Annotated in this window: 15 protein-coding genes; 3 read left to right on the forward strand and 12 right to left on the reverse strand. The window is 71.2% G+C overall.

The features are described 5' to 3' along the window. Positions 1 to 33: 33 nt before the first annotated feature. The 8 genes from ACWEF2_RS02545 to ACWEF2_RS02580 all read right to left on the reverse strand — a co-directional run bounded on the left by ACWEF2_RS02545 (position 34) and on the right by ACWEF2_RS02580 (position 8,626). On the reverse strand, positions 34 to 1,377 hold the full coding sequence (locus ACWEF2_RS02545) for a lipopolysaccharide biosynthesis protein (protein ID WP_453811240.1): 1,344 nt from the start codon (positions 1,375 to 1,377) through the stop codon (positions 34 to 36). Positions 1,378 to 1,411: 34 nt separating this feature from the next. Beyond that, on the reverse strand, positions 1,412 to 2,215 hold the full coding sequence (locus ACWEF2_RS02550) for a polysaccharide deacetylase family protein (RefSeq protein ID WP_453811241.1): 804 nt from the start codon (positions 2,213 to 2,215) through the stop codon (positions 1,412 to 1,414). Then, entirely contained in the window at positions 2,212 to 3,153 is a 942-nt protein-coding gene (locus ACWEF2_RS02555; RefSeq protein WP_453811242.1) for a glycosyltransferase family 2 protein, read from the reverse strand. The genes ACWEF2_RS02550 and ACWEF2_RS02555 overlap by 4 nt, the downstream gene beginning before the upstream one ends. Positions 3,154 to 3,155: 2 nt before the next feature. Then, on the reverse strand, positions 3,156 to 3,983 hold the full coding sequence (locus ACWEF2_RS02560; RefSeq protein WP_355592597.1) for a glycosyltransferase family 2 protein: 828 nt from the start codon (positions 3,981 to 3,983) through the stop codon (positions 3,156 to 3,158). Between the two features lie 178 nt (positions 3,984 to 4,161). Next, a complete protein-coding gene (locus tag ACWEF2_RS02565; RefSeq protein ID WP_453811243.1) occupies positions 4,162 to 5,289 on the reverse strand; it encodes a GNAT family N-acetyltransferase in 1,128 nt (375 codons plus the stop codon). Continuing rightward, a complete protein-coding gene (locus ACWEF2_RS02570) occupies positions 5,286 to 5,657 on the reverse strand; it encodes a hypothetical protein (protein ID WP_355592601.1) in 372 nt (123 codons plus the stop codon). Before ACWEF2_RS02570 ends, ACWEF2_RS02565 begins: the two co-directional genes overlap by 4 nt. A 418-nt stretch (positions 5,658 to 6,075) precedes the next feature. After that, positions 6,076 to 7,851: a substrate-binding and VWA domain-containing protein gene (locus ACWEF2_RS02575; RefSeq protein ID WP_453811244.1), complete on the reverse strand. Its 1,776-nt coding sequence runs from the start codon at positions 7,849 to 7,851 to the stop codon at positions 6,076 to 6,078. 142 nt (positions 7,852 to 7,993) lie between these two features. After that, the gene (locus ACWEF2_RS02580) at positions 7,994 to 8,626 is read right to left on the reverse strand and encodes a hypothetical protein (protein ID WP_453811245.1); all 633 of its coding nucleotides are present in this window, start codon (positions 8,624 to 8,626) and stop codon (positions 7,994 to 7,996) included. Positions 8,627 to 8,787: 161 nt separating this feature from the next. Here ACWEF2_RS02580 and ACWEF2_RS02585 point away from each other — a divergent pair, with 161 nt between their 5' ends. Next, the gene (locus ACWEF2_RS02585) at positions 8,788 to 9,561 is read left to right on the forward strand and encodes a DUF4184 family protein (protein ID WP_453811246.1); all 774 of its coding nucleotides are present in this window, start codon (positions 8,788 to 8,790) and stop codon (positions 9,559 to 9,561) included. Then, positions 9,554 to 10,483: a TrmH family RNA methyltransferase gene (locus ACWEF2_RS02590; RefSeq protein ID WP_453811247.1), complete on the forward strand. Its 930-nt coding sequence runs from the start codon at positions 9,554 to 9,556 to the stop codon at positions 10,481 to 10,483. The genes ACWEF2_RS02585 and ACWEF2_RS02590 overlap by 8 nt, the downstream gene beginning before the upstream one ends. Positions 10,484 to 10,596: 113 nt before the next feature. On the opposite strand, the gene ACWEF2_RS02595 is transcribed toward ACWEF2_RS02590, so the two are convergent. Both ACWEF2_RS02595 and ACWEF2_RS02600 read right to left on the reverse strand, forming a co-directional pair. After that, positions 10,597 to 11,511: a D-alanyl-D-alanine carboxypeptidase family protein gene (locus tag ACWEF2_RS02595; RefSeq protein ID WP_453811248.1), complete on the reverse strand. Its 915-nt coding sequence runs from the start codon at positions 11,509 to 11,511 to the stop codon at positions 10,597 to 10,599. Positions 11,512 to 11,652: 141 nt separating this feature from the next. Further along, positions 11,653 to 12,129 carry a DedA family protein gene (locus ACWEF2_RS02600; RefSeq protein ID WP_453811249.1) on the reverse strand — a complete coding sequence of 159 codons (477 nt, stop codon included), beginning with the start codon at positions 12,127 to 12,129 and terminating at the stop codon, positions 11,653 to 11,655. 235 nt (positions 12,130 to 12,364) lie between these two features. Here ACWEF2_RS02600 and ACWEF2_RS02605 point away from each other — a divergent pair, with 235 nt between their 5' ends. Further along, complete coding sequence (locus tag ACWEF2_RS02605) at positions 12,365 to 13,120, forward strand: hypothetical protein (protein ID WP_453811250.1); 756 nt, start codon at positions 12,365 to 12,367, stop codon at positions 13,118 to 13,120. On the opposite strand, the gene ACWEF2_RS02610 is transcribed toward ACWEF2_RS02605, so the two are convergent. Further along, on the reverse strand, positions 13,110 to 16,490 hold the full coding sequence (locus tag ACWEF2_RS02610) for a BTAD domain-containing putative transcriptional regulator (RefSeq protein ID WP_453811251.1): 3,381 nt from the start codon (positions 16,488 to 16,490) through the stop codon (positions 13,110 to 13,112). The two genes, ACWEF2_RS02605 and ACWEF2_RS02610, sit on opposite strands and share 11 nt — an antisense overlap. Before the next feature lie 41 nt (positions 16,491 to 16,531). Continuing rightward, positions 16,532 to 17,593, reverse strand: a complete 1,062-nt coding sequence (locus tag ACWEF2_RS02615; RefSeq protein WP_453811252.1) for a lysylphosphatidylglycerol synthase transmembrane domain-containing protein — start codon at positions 17,591 to 17,593, stop codon at positions 16,532 to 16,534. Between the last annotated feature and the right edge of the window lie 22 nt (positions 17,594 to 17,615).

Genomic DNA, 17,615 nt, shown 5'->3' on the forward strand with positions numbered 1-17,615 from the left:
CTGCCCGTTGCCTCACGTCTAACATCATGGGGGCTACGCGGACCCGGGTGTGACGGTCACCTGGGCAGTTTCGCCATGTTTGAGTATTTTGCGTAGACCGGGGAAGATCGTCAGGGCGATCAGAGTCTCGCTCAGCAGCAGCGCGTACCCCACCGCGTTCACCCCGGCGCGGGGGAACAGCAGCAGGGTGCCGGTGAGCACCAGAACCGCCAGGCACACCTGTACGGCCGCCAGCCTGCGGGCCTGCCCCAGGGCGCGCAGCCCGCTCAGATAGATCTCGATCAGCACCCGGGGGAGGACCGCCACCGCCATCAGCTGGAGCAGCAGCGTGCCCCGGTCCGCGAAGCCGGCACCGAAGACGCGCAGGATCAGAGGGGCCACGAGAACCGTCACCGCCACCACGGGAACAATGATCATGAAGGCCCGCCGGAGCGCCCTGCGCGAGTTCGACGCCAGCCGGTGCCGCTCGAAGGCCCCCTCCACGGTGAGCGAGGTGGCCATGTTCATCGCCAGCAGCTCGATCAGCGAGCCCAGCGTGTGCGCCATGGAGAAGTAGCCGAAGGTGACCTCGTCCACCCGGGCGGCGATCAGGACCGGGATCAGGTAGACGCTCGCCAGGATCGACAGCGTGCCGGGGTAGTCGCCCGACAGGAACCGGCCGACCTCGCGGAGCGCGAGCGGCCTGGCGGTGCTCTCGGTCTGCCTGACGTGCCGGGGGACGACCTTCCGGAAGATGAAGATGTTGATCGGGATCAGCGCCATCGCGGCGGGGATGATCCAGGAGACGAAGATGCCGTCGCGGGGCAGCGCGAACGCCAGCCCCACCAGCATCGCCATCTTGACCAGGCCGTAGCCGAGGCTGTTCACCGGCACCCAGGTCGCCTTGCGGAGCCCGGCCAGCGTCACGTCCTGCAGGGTGAACACCGACCAGACCAGCACCGCCACCAGGAAGAACAGCCCGGGGCCGAGACCGCCCAGCGTGGCGTAGGTCGGCCCCCACCACGGCAGCGTGATCAGGAACCCGAGCGCGGCCGTCATGCCGGTGGCCCCGGCGATCACATACGCCCGGACGATGAGCTCGGGGGTACGGCGCCCGGCCACCGGGATGAACCTGGCCAGCGCCCCGACGAACCCCAGGGCGGTCAGCGAGGCGAACAGCCGCATGGCGGTGATCACGGCCTGGCCCCTGCCGAAGTCGGCCGGCTCGTAGAGCTGGGCCGCCAGCCACCAGTACCCCATGCCGAGGACGGCGGTGATGGCGGTGTTGGCCATGAGCGCGTAGCCGTTGCGGAACAGCGGATTGCGGAGATCACGCAGCAACCGCCGCCGCAACCCGGCGAGCCGTCCCGCAGGCCGCTCGCCCACCGTCGCGCTCATGCCCTACCTCCCCCCACGCCCGAAGACGCGCTCCCTACGCGAGACCACGTACCCGGCGCAGGCCGTATCGGGTGCGCCTGACGACGGCGTAGCCCTTCGTCAGCACACGCTCCTTCATGTAGATCAGTGGAACCTGACTGCCCTCGACCGCCCGGCCGAACATCTTCATCGAGGTGCCGTCGGTGACGGTCAGGCGCGGCAGCGCGAGCACGTCGTGCCGGTCGGCGGCGATGGCGTTGTTCACCGCGCAGGCGGCCCAGTAACCGGCCCGCCGGACCTCCCGCCGGACCCGCACGCTGGAGTAGCCGTACGGATAGGCCATGGTGGAGACCAGAGCGCCGATCTTGTCCTCCAGCAGGGCCTTGTTGCGCCGCAGCTCCTGACGGAGCCGGTCGTCCGGCAACTGGTCCAGCTGGGGGTGGCTGTGGCTGTGACCGCCGATCTCGACGCCGCAGGAGGCGGCCTCGCGGGCCTGGCTCCAGGACAGCATCACGTCGAGCGGCCGGCCCGCCGCGTCCTTGCCCGCGTCACTGACCCAGCCGCTGGTCAGGAAGACCGTCGCGGGAAAGTCGTGGCGCTCCAGCACGGGCAGCGCCTCGCTGTGGAAGTCGGCGTAACCGTCGTCGAAGGTCACCACGACCGGCCGCTCGGGAATGGAGCGCCCGTTGTTCCTGTGCAGCGAGGCGACCAGGTCGGCCACGGTCAGCGGGGTGAAACCGTTCTCCTTCAGGTAGGAGAGCTGCTCGGCGAAGGCCGAGGGCCGCACGGCCAGCGGCCTGGTCTCCGCGTTGGGCCGATCGGAGATCGAGTGGTACATCAGAATCGGCACGCGGATCATGACTTCGACACCTTCAACCGGAGGGAACCGACGATGTAACCCCAGGTGGTCCAGGCGAGTCCGATCACGATCGCGCCCGCCCTGCCGAAACCGGACAGGTCACCGCGGAGCGCCTCCCCGGCGCCGCGCAACGCGCCCAGCGGCAGGGCCTTCAACGCGTGCGCCCGCTCGCTGGCCAGCCCGTCCCCGGCGCCCACGCTCCGGGTGACGAGCGCCTTGGACAGGCCTTCGGCGTAACACCGGGACCGGAAGTAGGCGAACCTGGAACGTACGGCCGACACCTTGTGGCCGATCACCGCGTCCGGCTCGAACAGCATCACCGCGCCGGGGGTCCGCTGGGAGAGCCGGATGCAGAACTCGGTCTCCTCACAGCCCAGCGGCCGGGGCCTGCGCCCCTGCACGCTGCGCCCGATGCCGGTGTGGAACCCGCCGACCCCGAGTACGGCCTCCCTGCGGAAGGCCGCGTTGCCCCCCATGACGTTGCGGATCGGCGCCCGCCGGGTGGGCATGCCCCGGTAACTGCAGCCCACGGTCCAGTCGAACTCGCGGGGAAACCAGCCGGGACGGCGTCCCGTCGCCCAGAGCGGCCTGGTCAGGCCGCCCACCCCCACGACGGCCGGGTCCTCGAAGCCCTCTTCCAGCGCTTCCAGCCAGCCGGGTTCCGCTACCGCGTCGTCGTCCAAATACGCCACAATGTCGCCGGAGGCGGTCGCCGCGCCGGTGTTCTTGCCACCGGACAGCCCCTTCTCCTGCGTGTTCTCCACCACGGTCACGCCGGGATACTCCTGCTTGAGCCTCAGGTGCAGGTCCGCGTTGTAGTCGACCACCAGGATGATCTCGTCCGGCCTGCGCCGCTGGCTCTCGACGGACTCGACGGCCTCCCGGATGTCCTCCCAGCGTTCCTCGGTGTAGACACAGATGACGACACTGGTCCTCATGGCTATGCGGCGCCCTGGTCCGCCGCGGGGGCGGCGGCGGCGGGCTCGGGCACAACGGCGGCGGGACGGCCACGCCACTCCCGGAGAATGGTCTTCAGCACCCGGATGCCGTCGCGGACGGCGTGCAGGTTGCTCTCACCGTGAATCCGGCAGCGCTCGTGGCTGGGCACCTCCTGGACCTTGAGCCCCGCCTTGGCGGCCCTGATGTTCATCAGGGTCTCCACCTCGAAGCCGTCGCAGTCCAGGTTGAGCGCGTCCAGGTGGCGCGCCCAGAAGGCGTTGTAGCCATAGCAGAGGTCGCTGTAGCTGGTGCCGTAGATCCGGTTCACCAGGCCGGTCAGCACCTTGTTGCCGAACTTGCGGTTGAAGGTCAGGTCGTCGCTGCCGCCGCCGGTCGCGTAACGCGACCCCTTGACGAAGTCGGCCCCGGTGACCAGCGCGCCCACGAACTGGATGATCTCCCGGCCGTCGGTGGACCCGTCGGCGTCGATCATCACGATGATGTCGCCGGTGCAGGCGGCGAAACCGGCCGACAGCGCGTTGCCCTTACCCTTGCCGGTCTGGGTGATCACACGGACGTTGGGGCGCAGCCTCTTGGCGACGGCGATGGTGTCGTCCACCGAGTTGCCGTCGACCAGCACGATCTCGTCGATCCACTGCGGCAGCGTGGCGAAGACGTGCGGGAGGTTCTCCGCCTCGTTCATGGCGGGGACCACGACGCTGACGGTGGGGGAGATGGCCACGTGAGGAGTGATCGGGGTGAAACGCTCTATTGGTGGCATCGCCCGCAGTGGGGGCTTGGTGGTGTGCTTGACGATGTCGGGACTCATGAACTCTGTCCTTCCGGGTGAGCGGTCGTCATGGACGACGGACGGACGGACCCGGAGCCAGACGCGGCCTGAACGATCGGCGGCAATGGCAAATGCGCTGAGGGATGCATGGGAGGGTCCTGGCGAATGGTGTTCGGTGTGAGGGTGTTCGTGGGGGGCGCTTCGTGGGGGAGCCGGCTCAGCCCACTCCCCATGGTTCCTTGACGACGGGGGTGGCTGATTGGTTCTGCGCGGAGGTGCGCATGCGGCCGAAACGTTTCAGCACCCGGTCGGCAAGACGATATAGGTGGGGACGGTCGGTGACGATGGTGCGGGCCTTGTTGACCGGGGCGCGCCCCATCCAGTGGACGGCGGCCGCCGGGGAGGGGCGCGACACACGCCCCTCGGCGACGAACAGGTCACCGGTCTTCAGCCAGCCCTTGTACTCGCGGCCACCCTTGCCCATGTCCACCTGGCGCAGGCCCGCGCCGGCCGCGTGCTCCGCCATGTAGAGGTGGTGCATGATGCCGGGGGAGTAGCGGGCGAACTCGATGTCGTAGGCCGGGAACCAGCCCACCAGGGTGTGCGCCGTGCGCAGGCCGAAGTGGCCGGCGACGGGCGTGTCCCCGGCGTAGACCATGGTCAGCACTCCGGCGAAGGTCTCCGAGCGCTCCGAGTGCATCTCGTCGAGCAGCCGGACGATCCACGGCTGGGCGAAACGGTCCACCCGGCCTGTCCGCCGGTACTGGTCGGACTTCCAGTTCATCAGGGTGCGCAGGGTCTCGGGGTCGGCCGAGTCCCACTCGAAGCGGAGGTCGCCCTGCTCACGGCCGAGCTTGCGCTCCTTGTAGCGGACGGTCTTGTAGTTCTTGGGGGATTTCGCCCGGACCTGGTCGATGTAGGAGTCGAAACCGGAACTCAGATCCATGACCGGCGCCGGCCGTACGTCCGACTGGTGGGCGGCGAACGTCGCCTGCCCGGCGACCAGGTGGTCGAAGTCGAAGACCGAGAGCTTGCAGGCGCGCAGCAGTGACCGGGCCTCCATCTCCAGATCGGGGCTTGAGATCAACCCGTGACAGGTGGTGAGGAAGCCCCCCAGAGGCTTGCCGATCCCGAAACTGTGGCGCTCGTAGGGGAAGAATCCGACGATCTTGCCGCCGTCCTGGATCACGGCCACCCGGACGTAGTCGCGCAGGCGGCCCATGGCCAGGGCGAACTCCACGGACAGAAAGGGATTGTCGAGGGACGGGTCCGCCCCCTGTAACTCCCGCCATCGGAGGATCTCGGACTCTCCGAGGTCACCCGGGCGAACAACGGCAACGTTCACCTTGACCTGGCCCCCTGTTCAGTCTGCAAGCTTCCGCTCCCCCGGTACAGCACGCGTAACACGTATATGAAGCCGCCGAGCACCGCGATCGTCGCCACCCCTGCGCGGGGCGACCACGCGTCAAAGGACAGCATGGCAACAGCAAGGAGAACGTTCACCACCAGACTTGCCGCCGCCCCGACCGATAGTGCCGCAAGAGGGTCACGATCACGCAACAGTCCTACCACCGCGGCCCCCGGCACCACCAAAAGGAACAGGGGGGTCAGCACGAGACGTAGCGGGGTGTTGATCCCGGCCAGCGCGATCACGGCCCCCGTCACGCACGCGAGGGTGACCGCCCACTTGAGCACCCTGCGGTTGGTCGACATCTCCGCCTCTCCCGGCTTGGTAATGGGGTGGTCGATCGCTCTTTCATGCCATCAATCACTCCGCACGGACGTCAATGGCGACGTTTGGCCCCAGTCCATGGTTTACCGGATCGCAAAGAGAAGTAGCGGCATTATCCAGCGCGAGGCCAAAGGATCAAGCCTTCCCGGACGCCGGGTCCACCGCTGTGAAGAGGGAGGACACCGGTGTCGAAGGCGGGTCCTCTGAGGCCCCGGAAGCCTGTGGTGCAGGGGTTTCCCACGATATCGCAGAATCGGCCCCGCCCTCGGCGGCCCCGGAGGGGACGCGCGGGAGACCGCGCTCGCCCACGCCGGTGACAGTGACCCAAATCACGCCTCCCGTTCCGGCCCCGAGCCGCCCCGTCCGGGATCGCCGGGACGCCCGCCGTACCGCGGGCGGTCAGCAGTGGGGGGCGCAGATCCGGCGCTTCATGCCCTGCAGGAAGAACCTGCGGACCTCCAGGACGTCCTTGGCGATGTAGGCCTCGCCGCCGGTGGCCTTGGCCAGGGCGTCCATCTGACGCTTGCCCTTGGGGGCGTCGGGGCCGAAGGCGATGATCAGGATGCTGACCGGCTTCTCCGGGTTGTAGCTCTCCCGGAGCGTTTTCAGGATCTCCAGGTCGCCGATCCCGCCGTCGGGGTCGTCGTTGCCCGCGCCGTCGGTGAGGATCAGCACCGTGTTGATCTTGTCGCTCTGGTACTCCTCGGTCATCTGCCGGTAGGCGGCGGCGAGGGTGTCGTTGAGCCCGGTGTCCCCGGTCGCCTTGGCCCTGATCGTGGCCAGCCTCTGGTTGATCAGATCCCGGCGCAGGACGCCGTCCAGGTTCTCGGTCAGCGGGCCGACCGGAACCGTCTCCCGGTAGTCCCGGCCCTGCCGGTCGAGGTGCGTGGAGAACTCCCAGAACCCGATCTCGCTCTTGACGGGGAACAGCCTCATGCCCTCGACGGCGATCTTTGTGATCGCCTGCATCCTGGTCAGGCCGGTGCCGGGCACCGGGAGCGCCATGGTGCCCGAGACGTCCAGCAGCGTGACCAGCCTGGTGCCGAGGTTCAGTCGCGACCACGACTGGGAGAGCCGCGCCACGGTGGCGGCGTCGGGCGTCTCCAGCGTCTTCGGGGCCTTGGCCTGGAAGCCGCCGGTGCCGGCGACCGCCGTGCCGCCCTGACCGTCCGGGGTGCGGAAGCCCTCCGCCCGGAGGATCTTCCTGGCCGCCTCGGTGCCGAGCTCCTTCTGGAACGCCTCGGCGGCACCCCGGGCCGCGGTGTTCTTGGTGGTGATCACCAGGGGGTAGTCGAGGTTCAGCGTGCCCTCGGCCGGATAGAGCGGCACGGCCGGGACCTCCGGCCTCCTGGTGGTGTTGAACGCCCAGACGGCCTGCTCCGAGGCGATGCCGACCGGGGCCCGGGTCCCCTTGACGCCGAGGCTGGCCAGCAGCGCGTCCTGGTCGCGGGCTGTCGATCCGGACAGCGCCTTGAGGGCGCCGACCAGCTCCTCCTGGCCGATGCCCGAGGCGTTGGCCACCCCGGAGGCGGCCAGCAGCGCACCGAGGCCGGCGGCGTTGAGCGAGGGGTCCAGCGCGAGCACGCGTACCCTGCGGCCCGGCCCGTCGACGTTGGCCACGTTCGCGGCACTGATCATGCCGACCCAGCTCGCCTCGCCCAGGTTCTTCTGCAGGCTCGGGATCACCGAGCCCGCGGCCACCATGACGATGGGGGAGTGGGCCGTCGACGGCCCCGGGGCGGGCGCCTGCGGGTTCTTCGCCCGCAGACCGGTCACCCAGAGCGACGAGTCCGGGATCCACGCGTCCATCGCGCCGACCTTGCCGCCGCTGCCCGCCAGCCCGGAGGCCACCGTCGCCGAGACGCCCTTGGTCACCGTGACGACGGCGCACCCGTCGCCGACCCGGTGACCGGCCTTGTTGAAGCCCTGCGCGATCCGGGACACGGCGGGCTGGATGTCGGGTGAGGCGGTGACGCGCAGGGCGATCCGGTCCCCGGAGCATTCGCGGTCCCGGCTGACGATCGCGAAGGCGGCGACGCCGAGCAGCACCGCGAGGGCGACGGAGCCCACCAGCGGGGCCAGCAACCGGCCGGGCCCGCCACGGCGCCGCCGGGTCGGCGCCCTGTGGGAGTTGTAGCCGTCGTCGAGCTCATCCGTCCGGTGACGTCCGCCCACGGTGCCCTCTTCGGTGTCGATGTCCTGGAGCTAGCGGGTCACCTTACCGGGAGGTTCTCCACAATATTCACAGAACCGTACTGTTGCCCCTTATCCCAGCAAAACGCCCTTCTTGTCGTAGGTGGCACCGTACGAGACCCCGTCAGTGGTGGCAGGAGTGTCCGTGCCAGGCTTCGCGGCCCTCCCGTACGGCCGCCGCCGCCAGCAGCACCGCCATGGCCGGATCGGCCCACCACCACCCGATGCCGTTCAGGGCGATCCCGGCCAGCACGCCCGCGGCGAGCAGCGCGCAGAGCAGGTTCTGGGTGCCCTCGCCCGACGTCGCCGCCGAGTCCAGCCGGGCGCCCAGCCGCCGCTTGGCCAGGCCCAGGATCGGCATGCCGACCAGGCTGACCGTCGTCACCGCCACCCCCAACGCGCTGGGGGTGGCCCGATGCCCCGCCTGGAGGTCGTAGGCCACATGGAGCACCAGATAGGGGGCGAGGAGCCAGAAGCTGACCGCCACCGCCCTGCGGGCCTTCCCCTCGGCGTCCCGCGACAGGGTCCGCGACCCGGTGAACCGCCAGACCACGATGAGGCTCGCCAGCGCCTCCACCAGCGCCGAGGTGCCCCAGCCGATCAGCGCGACCGAGTGCGACCCCAGCCCGGCGGTGAGGCCGAGCGCGCTCTCGGCGCCCAGCCAGGCCAGCGTGACCAGGGAGAGCGCACGGGCCCTGCGGGCGTCGCACAGCCACTCGTCGTTCGCCGGTCGAGCCAGCACGCTCTGGTCGGTCACGGTGACCCCCCGATACCTAAATATCAACCCTCCGTAACATACACGTCACTCCATGTGGTGTTGGTGTGAAGCTCTCGACGGAGATCGCGACGGCGTAGTCTCCCCGGGAAACGAGTCAGCAGATTCTCGGGTTCTTGTTCTCGGGTCCTTGGGGGAAATCCGTGCCGTTCACGCCCAGCCATGTCGCCGCCGTGCTGCCGCTGATCTCGTCGGCCCGGACGCGCCGGATTCTGGACCCCTGGGCACTGGCCCTCGGTGCGATGGTGCCGGACCTGCCGATCTTTCTGCCCTTCCTGCCGGACTACATGAGCTGGCACTCCCTCCGGGGAGTCCTCACGATCGACCCGCTCGCCGTCGTCGTGCTGCTCACCGTCTTCCACGGCCTGCTCCGCGAGCCGCTGACCGCGCTGCTGCCCCCCGGACTGGTGGGCCGGGCCGCCTCACTGGCCCCCCGGGCGTACGGCGTGCGGCAGCTGCCCGCCGTGATCGCGGGCGGCGTCGTCGGCGCCTTCACCCACAAGCTGTGGGACTCCTTCACCCATGTCTACAGCCAGGACATCTGGGGCTGGGAGTGGCTGGCGGCCCCGGCCGTCGGCCCGCTGCCGACCTTCCGGGTGCTGCAGTACCTCTCCACCGTGGTGGGCCTGGCCGTGGTGGCCTGGTGGGCCTGGCGCGGGCTGTCCCGGATGGAACCGGTGACCCCGCCCGAGCGGCTGATCCTCCCCGCCCCGGTACGGCGCGGCGTGATCCTGGCGGCGGCCATCGCCACCCTGATGGGCGCGGCGGTCTGGCCGAGGATCTATCCGGCCTTCGGCAGGGTCGAGACCCTCACCAGGATGGGAGCCGGGGTGGTGGTCGGCTGCTGCCTCCTGCTGCTCCTGTACGCGGTGATGTGGCAGCTCAGGCGGGTCATGGCAGTATTCGAAGGTGCCTAACACCTCAGACTCCCCCCTGGCCGACTACACCGGCCTGCGCGACGTCGAGCTGCGCAAGAGCCTGGAGGCCGAGCACGGCCTCTTCATCGCCGAGGGGGAGAAGGTGATCCGCCGGGCCGTCGCCGCCGGCTACCCGGTGCGCTCGGTGCTGCTGACCCGCCGCTGGACCGACTCCCTCGCCGACCTGCTCGACGAGCTGGGCGACCGGGTCCACGTGGTGGACGACGACGCGATGGAGGCGATCGCCGGGTTCCCGGTGCACCGGGGCGCCCTGGCCGCGATGGAACGCCGGGAACTCCCCGCCGTCACCGAGATCCTGAACGGCGCCACCACTCCCGGAGCCGCCTCCGGAGCCACCCTCGGGGCCGCTCCAGGCGTTACCTCCGGAGCCGTGCCGGAAGACCTCGCCGGGGGCGCCGGCCGAGGCCCCCACCGCGTCCTGGTGCTGGAGGACCTCGTCGACCACGGCAACGTCGGCGCGATCTTCCGCTGTGCCGCAGCCCTGGGCGTCGGCGCCGTGATCCTCTCGCCCCGCTGCGCCGACCCGCTCTACCGCAGGTCGGTGAAGGTCTCCATGGGCGCGGTCTTCGCCATCCCGTACGCCCGGATGACCAACTGGTACGACGGCCTGGCGGAACTCCGTACGGCGGGCTTCCAGACGCTGGCCCTCACCCCCGACCAGTCCGTCACCCCCATGGACGGGGTCGCCATGGCCGACCGGGTCGCCCTCCTGCTCGGCTCGGAGGGCGACGGCCTCTCCTCCCGCTGGCTGCACGAGGCCGACGAGCCGGTGTGCATCCCGATGAGCCCGACCGCCATGCACCTGGGCGTCGACTCCCTCAACGTCGTGGCCGCCGCGGCCATCGCCTGCCACGCCCTGATGCGCGAAACCCCCGCACCCCCGTCCGCCCGGCGGCCCTGACCCCTCCAGGCCGGGCCGGGGCGCATCGGGCCCAGGCCCGGCCTCCCCCCGGCTCAGCGTTGATCTTTACATGGGGTGCGATTGCGGGGATGTCCGGTTCGGTCGTCAACGCGTTAGACGTCGTCGGCGGGGTCCTGGGTGCCGGAGGTCTGACCGCCCGCCCAGTTGAGAAGCCGGTTGGCGGTCTGGAAGCGGCGGTCGGACCTGGCGTCGCCGAGGATCACGCCGATGAGCCGGTGGCCGTCGCGGTCGGCGGCGAACGACAGGCAGTAGCCGGCCGCCCGGGTGTAGCCGGTCTTGAGGCCCAGCGCGCCGGGGGTCTTGCCGATCAGCTTGTTGGTGTTGGTCCAGGTGTGGGCGCGGTGCGTCTTCGAGGTGGGCACGGTGTGGCGCCGGGTGGAGGCGATGGTCAGCAGCGTCGGGTCGCGGAGCGCGATCTCGGCCAGTCTCGCCTGGTCCCGGGCGGTGGAGTGGCCGCCGCTCGGCTTGGGCAGCCCGTCGGGGTTGGTGTAGCGGGTGCCGGTCAGGCCCAGCGAGCGGCCCGCGGCGTTCATCTTGGCCACGAATCTGGCCTGGCCCGGCCCGTAGACGCGGGCCAGCGCGTGGGAGGCGTCGGCCCCCGAGGGGAGCATCACCCCGTAGAGCAGGTCCCTGACGGTCAGCCGCTCTCCGGCGCGGAGCGAGGCGCCGGTCGCGTCGTTCGTCGCCGCGTGCCGTACGTCGGCGGCGTTGATCGTGACGATGTCGTTCAGCCCGGCCTCGCGGAGCACGACGTACGCTGTCATGACCTTGGTCAGGCTGGCCACCGGCATCCGTCTGGTCGCCTGTTTGCTCAGCTGGATCGTTCCCGTGGTGGCGTCGTAGAGGTAGGCCGCCCGCGCCACCACCGCCGGGGCGGCCGGGGCGGCGCGGTGTGCGGCCCGCGGGCCGGGTCCGGTGGGCCGCCGAGCATGTGCGGGCGTGGCGAACCCGCAGGCCAGGGTGGTCAGGGTGGCGCAGACGATGAGGCGGATTCCCCCGATTTGCATGTGCAGCATGCTGGCAGAAGGGGCCGTCATTTTGCGGATCTTGGCGTTTTGGCGATGAAAATGTTGACGTCCATGTCGTAACGCCGAGATCGGCGACATATGCCATCCGCGGACCACCGGTCGCGGGCGGAGGGCGAGGGGTCAGACGGGGGTGAGTTCGTCCGATGCGTGCCGTGTGGACCTGTGCCGCCGCCAGCGGACGAAACCGGCGATCGCCGTGATCGCCACGGCGACGGCGCCCCCCGCCAGCAGCGGCGACTCAGTGGCCAGCCTCAGCCAGCCCCAGATCACCGAGTACAGGCCGAAGGAGGTCACCGGCACCCACGTCAGGCAGCCCAGCGCGCTGGCCACCGTGTACCAGGGGTAGGAGACCCGCAGCACCCCCGCCACCCAGGGCAGCGTGTGGCGCAGGCCGGGCACCCAGAAGCAGCCGTAGACGGCGAGCGCCCCCCACCTGCCGACGGCCGCCTCGACCTTGCGGATGCCCTCCGGGCTGATCTTCCGGCCCACCCGGGAGGAGTAGAGACGGGGGCCGAGCGTGCGGCCGACCCAGTAGTAGCACTGGAAGGCGCCGAACAGGCCGATGCCACCGATAAGCACCCAGAGCCACAGTGGCATGCCCAGAACGGATGCCGAAGTGGGATCGGGGATGCCTGCCGCAAGAAGTCGCACTGTGAAACATCACCGCCACGGTAGCTCTCTTCACCGTACCAGATCTTAGGACAGGCTTACCTGACCATACCCGGCGGAGTCCCTCTAAGCGGAATGCGGCAGAGCCTCTGCAACCGGACGTCAAGCAGAGATCAACCCTTCTGCCGTACCCATGTAGATAACGGAAAGGGAGGAACCCGTCATGAGTCCGCGGAGCAGCGTGGTGCCGATAGTGGCCAGCGGAACGGCGAGCGTCGTGAAACTGCTGGTGGCCACGCTCGCCTTCACCGGCGCCTACGTGGGGGTGGAGGCGTCCCAGGGGGCCTCTTCCGGAGCGCGGGCGCGCGTCACGGCGGACACGGGCACGACGGCGGGTACCACCGCGGGCATGGCCGAGGACACCGTCGCGACCCCCTGGGCGGCCGCCGGCGCACCGGAACGGACCGTGGTGCTGTCCTACGCCTCGGCGGAGATCAGCACGGTCGCCAGCGACACGGCGGAGGACAGCACGGCGGAGGCCGGTACGGCGATCCAGGCCGGCACCGGGAAAGCCGGTACGGCGCATGGGGGTACGGCGGCCCAGGCCGACGCCGGGGAGGCCGGTACGGTCGCGGCTGGCGCCGCCGAGAGCGGCGTGGCGCGGGCCCCGGCCGTGGGCACGGTCACGGTCAGCCCGCTCCCCGCGCCCGAGCCGTGTGACCGGCCGTACCGGGTCCAGAGCGTGATCGACAACCCGCACCCCGACGGGGTCGTCTCCTACGACTGGCGCCTGCAGCGCTGGAGCAGGGACACCCGGACGTGGCGGACCTACCTGAGCGGGAACTCCGGCTTCACCGGCAGGAGCCAGGTCGTCGAGTGGCAGCCGCACGTGGTCGGCAACCCCGGCTGGTACCGGGTCACCCTCTCGATCTCCGGTGCCCCGGCCCTGCGCAGCGCCAAGTTCCTCGTCAGTTGCTGAGCGAGCGCTGCGCCGCCTCGACCCAGCGGGTCACCCCGACCCGCTGAGCCACCGCGAGGGCTTTTTCGTAGTGGGGTCTCACCGCGTCCGAGAAGCCGAGTCGCAGCGCCAGGTCACCGAGGGTCAGCGCGACCGGCCAGAGCGCCACCACGCCGGTACCGGCCCCCGCGATCCGCTCGGAGAACGGCTTCAGCGTGTCGTAGGCCTCGATCATCCGCTCCCTGTCGTCCAGCAGCATGCCGGCCAGCGCCCGCCAGATCATCGCCAGCTCGTAGAGGAAGTCGGGGCGCACCGGGGTCTTCACCGCGATGACCGCCCGCGCGTCACGGGTGTGCCCGGCCGAGGCCAGGGCCACCGCGTAGGCGTCGAGGGTCCACTTGGCCCCGCGCTGGTGGGCCTCGGCCAGCGGCTCCACCATCTCCGCGGCCCGGCCGTTGACCAGGTGCAGGCAGAACGCGGTGATCAGCGGCAGGTCCTGGCGGCCTTCGAGCATGCCGGCGCGGGCGGTCAGCCGGGCGGCGTCGCGGTAGGCGCGCTCCGCGCCGGCGAAGTCACCCGCGATCATCAGGCGCTGTCCGGCGTACCAGGCGCCGACGGCGGCCGGGGCCGGCAGGCCGTATCGCCTGGCGAGCCGCTCGGCGGCGGCCACGTGCGCGTCGGCGTCGGCGAACGCGCCGGAGGCCGCGGCGCACTCCATCAGCACCAGATGCGCCAGGGCCTGGACCGACACCTGGCCGGTCGCCTCGCCGACCTCCAGCAGCTCCCGGCCGATGACCTCCCGCTCGCCGACGGGGGTGATGCCGTAGGACTGGCGTAGCCGCCCGCTCAGCGCGGTCGCCAGCAGCGCGGGGTCGCCGCTCCGCCGGGCCAGCTCCTCGGCCTCCAGCGACGCCTGCTCGCCCCGGGGGGTGGCCGAGCCCTCCAGCTCCAGCGCGAGCGTGGCCAGCAGGCTCGCCCGCAACGACTGTTCGGCGGCGGGCAGCTCGACCAGCGCCTGCTCGGCGACGTCGACGATCTCCCACGCGGTGCGGGTGAAGTCGCGGGCCATGCCCTTGTGCGGCACGGCCAGGGAGGCCGCCACCCGCGCGGTGAGCTCCAGGTTGCCCAGCGGCAGGGCCGCGTCCATCGCCTCGCGCCGCCGCCTGCGGGCCGCGGCCATGTCCCCGCACAGAGCCAGCGCCTTGATGAGGTTCAGGGTCAGCAGCAGGCGGTCGCGGGTGCTGTCGGGGGTGTGGGTGATGCCGGACCGGTCGAAGGCGGCGATGGCCTTCTCCCACAGTGAGGCGGCCTCACGGTGGGCGAAGCGGCGCTCGGCCTGTTCGGCGGCGAGCCCTGCGTAGTGCACCGCCTTGATGGCCGTCTCGGTGGTGCCGGCCGCGTCGTAGTGGTGGGCGAGCGCGGCCACGTCGCCGGGGGTCCTGTGCTCGATCACCGTGGCCACCGAGGCGTGCAGCCGGGAGCGGCGCAGCCGGGAGGCGTCGGAGTAGACGGTGTCGCGGACCAGGTCGTGGTCGAAGCGGAGCATGCCGGGGCCCGGCTCGGTGACCAGCCCGGCGAGCAGCGCGGCCTCCACCGCGTCGACCACGGCGTCCTCGTCACCCGTCACGTCCACCAGCACGTCCACGTCGACGTCACGGCCGATCACAGCGGCCTGAAGCAGGATCTGCTGGGCCGCCGAGGGCAGCCGGGAGATGCGCCGCCGCAGCACGTCGCGGACCCCGGAGGGCACCCCGGAGATCACCTCGGCGGCCGTGGCGCGGTCGCTCACCGCCTCGGCGTCGAGCAGGCGCACGGTCTCGCGGACGAAGAAGGGGTTGCCGCCGGTCCGCTCGGCGATGCTGTTGACCGCGTCCTCGTCCACCTCGCGCACGCAGGTCGCCCGGACCAGCTCTGCCACCGCCTTGGGGTCCAGGCCGGTGAGCCCCACCCGGACGGGGCCCAGCCGGGCGAGCGCGGCGAGCACCTCGGCCTGCTGGTCGCTCAGCTCGCTGTCCCTGCAGGTCACCACCAGCAGCACCCGGCTGGTGGCCAGCAGGCTCGGCAGCGCGCGCAGCAGCGCGAGGGTCTGGTCGTCGGCCCAGTGCAGATCCTCCAGCGTCAGCAGGATCGGCGTCTCCTTGGCGACGGCGGCGAGATAGCCGCCCACCGCCCGGTGCAGCCGGAAGCCGCCGGAGACCTGGTCCTCGTCGGGCTCGGGGGCCGCGTCGTCCAGCAGGGGCGCCAGCAGGTGGGCGTACTCGCCGGGACCGGCGGCGTTCACCAGCGTGCGCAGGATCTCCACCCACGCCCAGCCGGGAGGGGTGGCGCTGCTGTCGGGGCAGGCGCCGGAGGAGATGCCCCAGCCGTCGTCGGAGAGCCGCCTGGTCAGCTGGCGGACCAGCGTGGTCTTGCCGGCACCCGCGTCGCCGCCGACCACCGCGACGGTGAAGCGGCCGGTCCTGGCGGCGGCGGTGACCAGCCGGCTCAGCTCGGCGTCCCGGCCGACGAACGGCTCGGGCTCCAGCGGCGGCAGCTCCATCGGGGCCAGCGCGGGCCGGGGCGGCCAGGTGTCGGCGGGCATCGCGGGGCGCAGCCGGCCGGGCGGGGTGGCGAGCTGCAGGCCGGGGTCCTGGGCCAGGATGTCCGACTCCAGCTTGCGCAGCGCCGGTCCCGGGTCGATGCCCAGCTCCTCGGCGAGGATCGCGCGGGCCCGGCGCAGCGCGGCCAGCGCCTCGCCTTGCCGCCCGCACCGGTACTGGCCGAGGGCGAGCAGCCGCCAGCCCTCCTCGCGGAGCGGCTGCTCGGTGGTCAGCGCCTCCAGGTCCGGTACGGCCTCGGCGGGCATGCCCAGGCGCAGGCCGCTGTCGGCGTGCCGCTCGCGGGCCACCAGGCGCAGCTCGGTCAGCCGGTTCACCTCGGCCTCGGCCCACGGCTGGTCGGCGAAGTCGGAGTACGGCGTGCCGCGCCAGAGCCCGAGGGCCTTCTCCAGCCGGGCCCGCGCCGAGGCGGGGTCGTCGCCCTCCAGGTGCTCTCCGGCCGTGCGGACCAGTGTCTCGAAGCGCAGCGCGTCCACCTGGTCGGCGGCGACCCGCAGCGCGTAGCCGGAGGCGACGGTCACCAGCAGCCTGTTGGGGCCCCCGCGCGGGCGGCCGGGTTCGAGGACCCGGCGCAGACGGGAGATGTAGACCTGCAGACCGGACTGCGCGCTCTTGGCCGCGTCGTCGTCCCACAGGTCGTAGAGGAGTGAGTCGACAGGCACGACCTGCCCGCGTGCGACCAGCAACCGGGCGAGGACGGCACGCTGCCGCAACCCGCCCAGGTCAAGCTCGTCATCACCGGAGTGTGCCTCGACCGGACCGAGAACCCGGAACGCCACCATGTCAGCCGCCACGCTATGCGGGCTTTCGAATCGCGCACAAGGTCTTTCCCAATCTAGCGGCCGATCGGCTCCTTCGCGGGGGCCCGGACGGTGTTGTCGCGCCGGCGCAGAAGCGCCCACGCGCCGAGCGCCAGGCCGCCGAAGGGGATTTCGACAGTGTAGGTCCAGAAGCCGAAAAGCAGTGCAGCGGCCGTCGCGGAGTCGAGCGGCGCACCGAAGAAGACCAGCGCGCCGACCGTCCCCGCCTCCATGATCCCGGTCCCGCTCGGGGTCACCACGGCGGTGGTCAGCACCCTGGACAGGGCGAACACGGCGATCGACTGCGCCAGCCCGGGGTAGGCGCCGGTCGCCTTCAGGCAGCAGACCAGGATCAGCCACTGGAGCCCGAGAAAGAAGATCATGCCCAGGGTCAGACCGGGCCAGCGATGCCTTACCACCTCGGAGGTGTCGGCGCGCAGCCTCTCCAGCGCCCCGGAGAGGGCGTGCTCGCCGGGACGGCTCCGGTGGGGGAGCAGCCGCGTGGCGGCGTCGAGGGCGCGGCCGAGCACGGCGGCGGCGCGGTCCCAGTAGAGGGCGGTGGTCACCAGGGCGACCAGGGCGAGGATGGACAGCGTGCCCACCCAGCCGGCCTTGGCCACGGCCGGGCTGAGCCGCTCCCCGCTGACCAGCAGCGCCAGGATGCCGGCCGCGGGCAGCAGGAAGCGGAACAGGGTGTTCCAGATGCCGCTGGCCAGCGTCGACACCACGACGGCCCGGAGCTGGAAGCCCCAGCCCTTGGTCATCGCGATCGTCATCGCCACCCCGGCCGCGCCGCCGAACGGCAGCAGGTTGCTCACCGCGCTGCCCGCCGCGTTCAGCGTCAGAGCCTGCGGATGGGTGAGACCGGGCAGTGAGGCGGTCAGCACGAACGTGTAGGCGAGCAGGCTGGCCAGCCAGACGACGGCCATCAGCGCGACCGTCTGCCAGTTCAGGCGGGCGAACTGGGCGCCGATCTGTGACCACGAGACGTGCTTGCCGGTCAGTGCCTCCACGATCTGCGGCAGGAACCGCACGAGCGTGGCGGCCAGCGCCAGCGACGCGATCGACAGTCCGATCTGGACCCATTTGTTCTTCATGTAACCCCCCAGACCAAGTGTG

Source organism: Streptosporangium sp. NPDC004631, assembly GCF_053601935.1.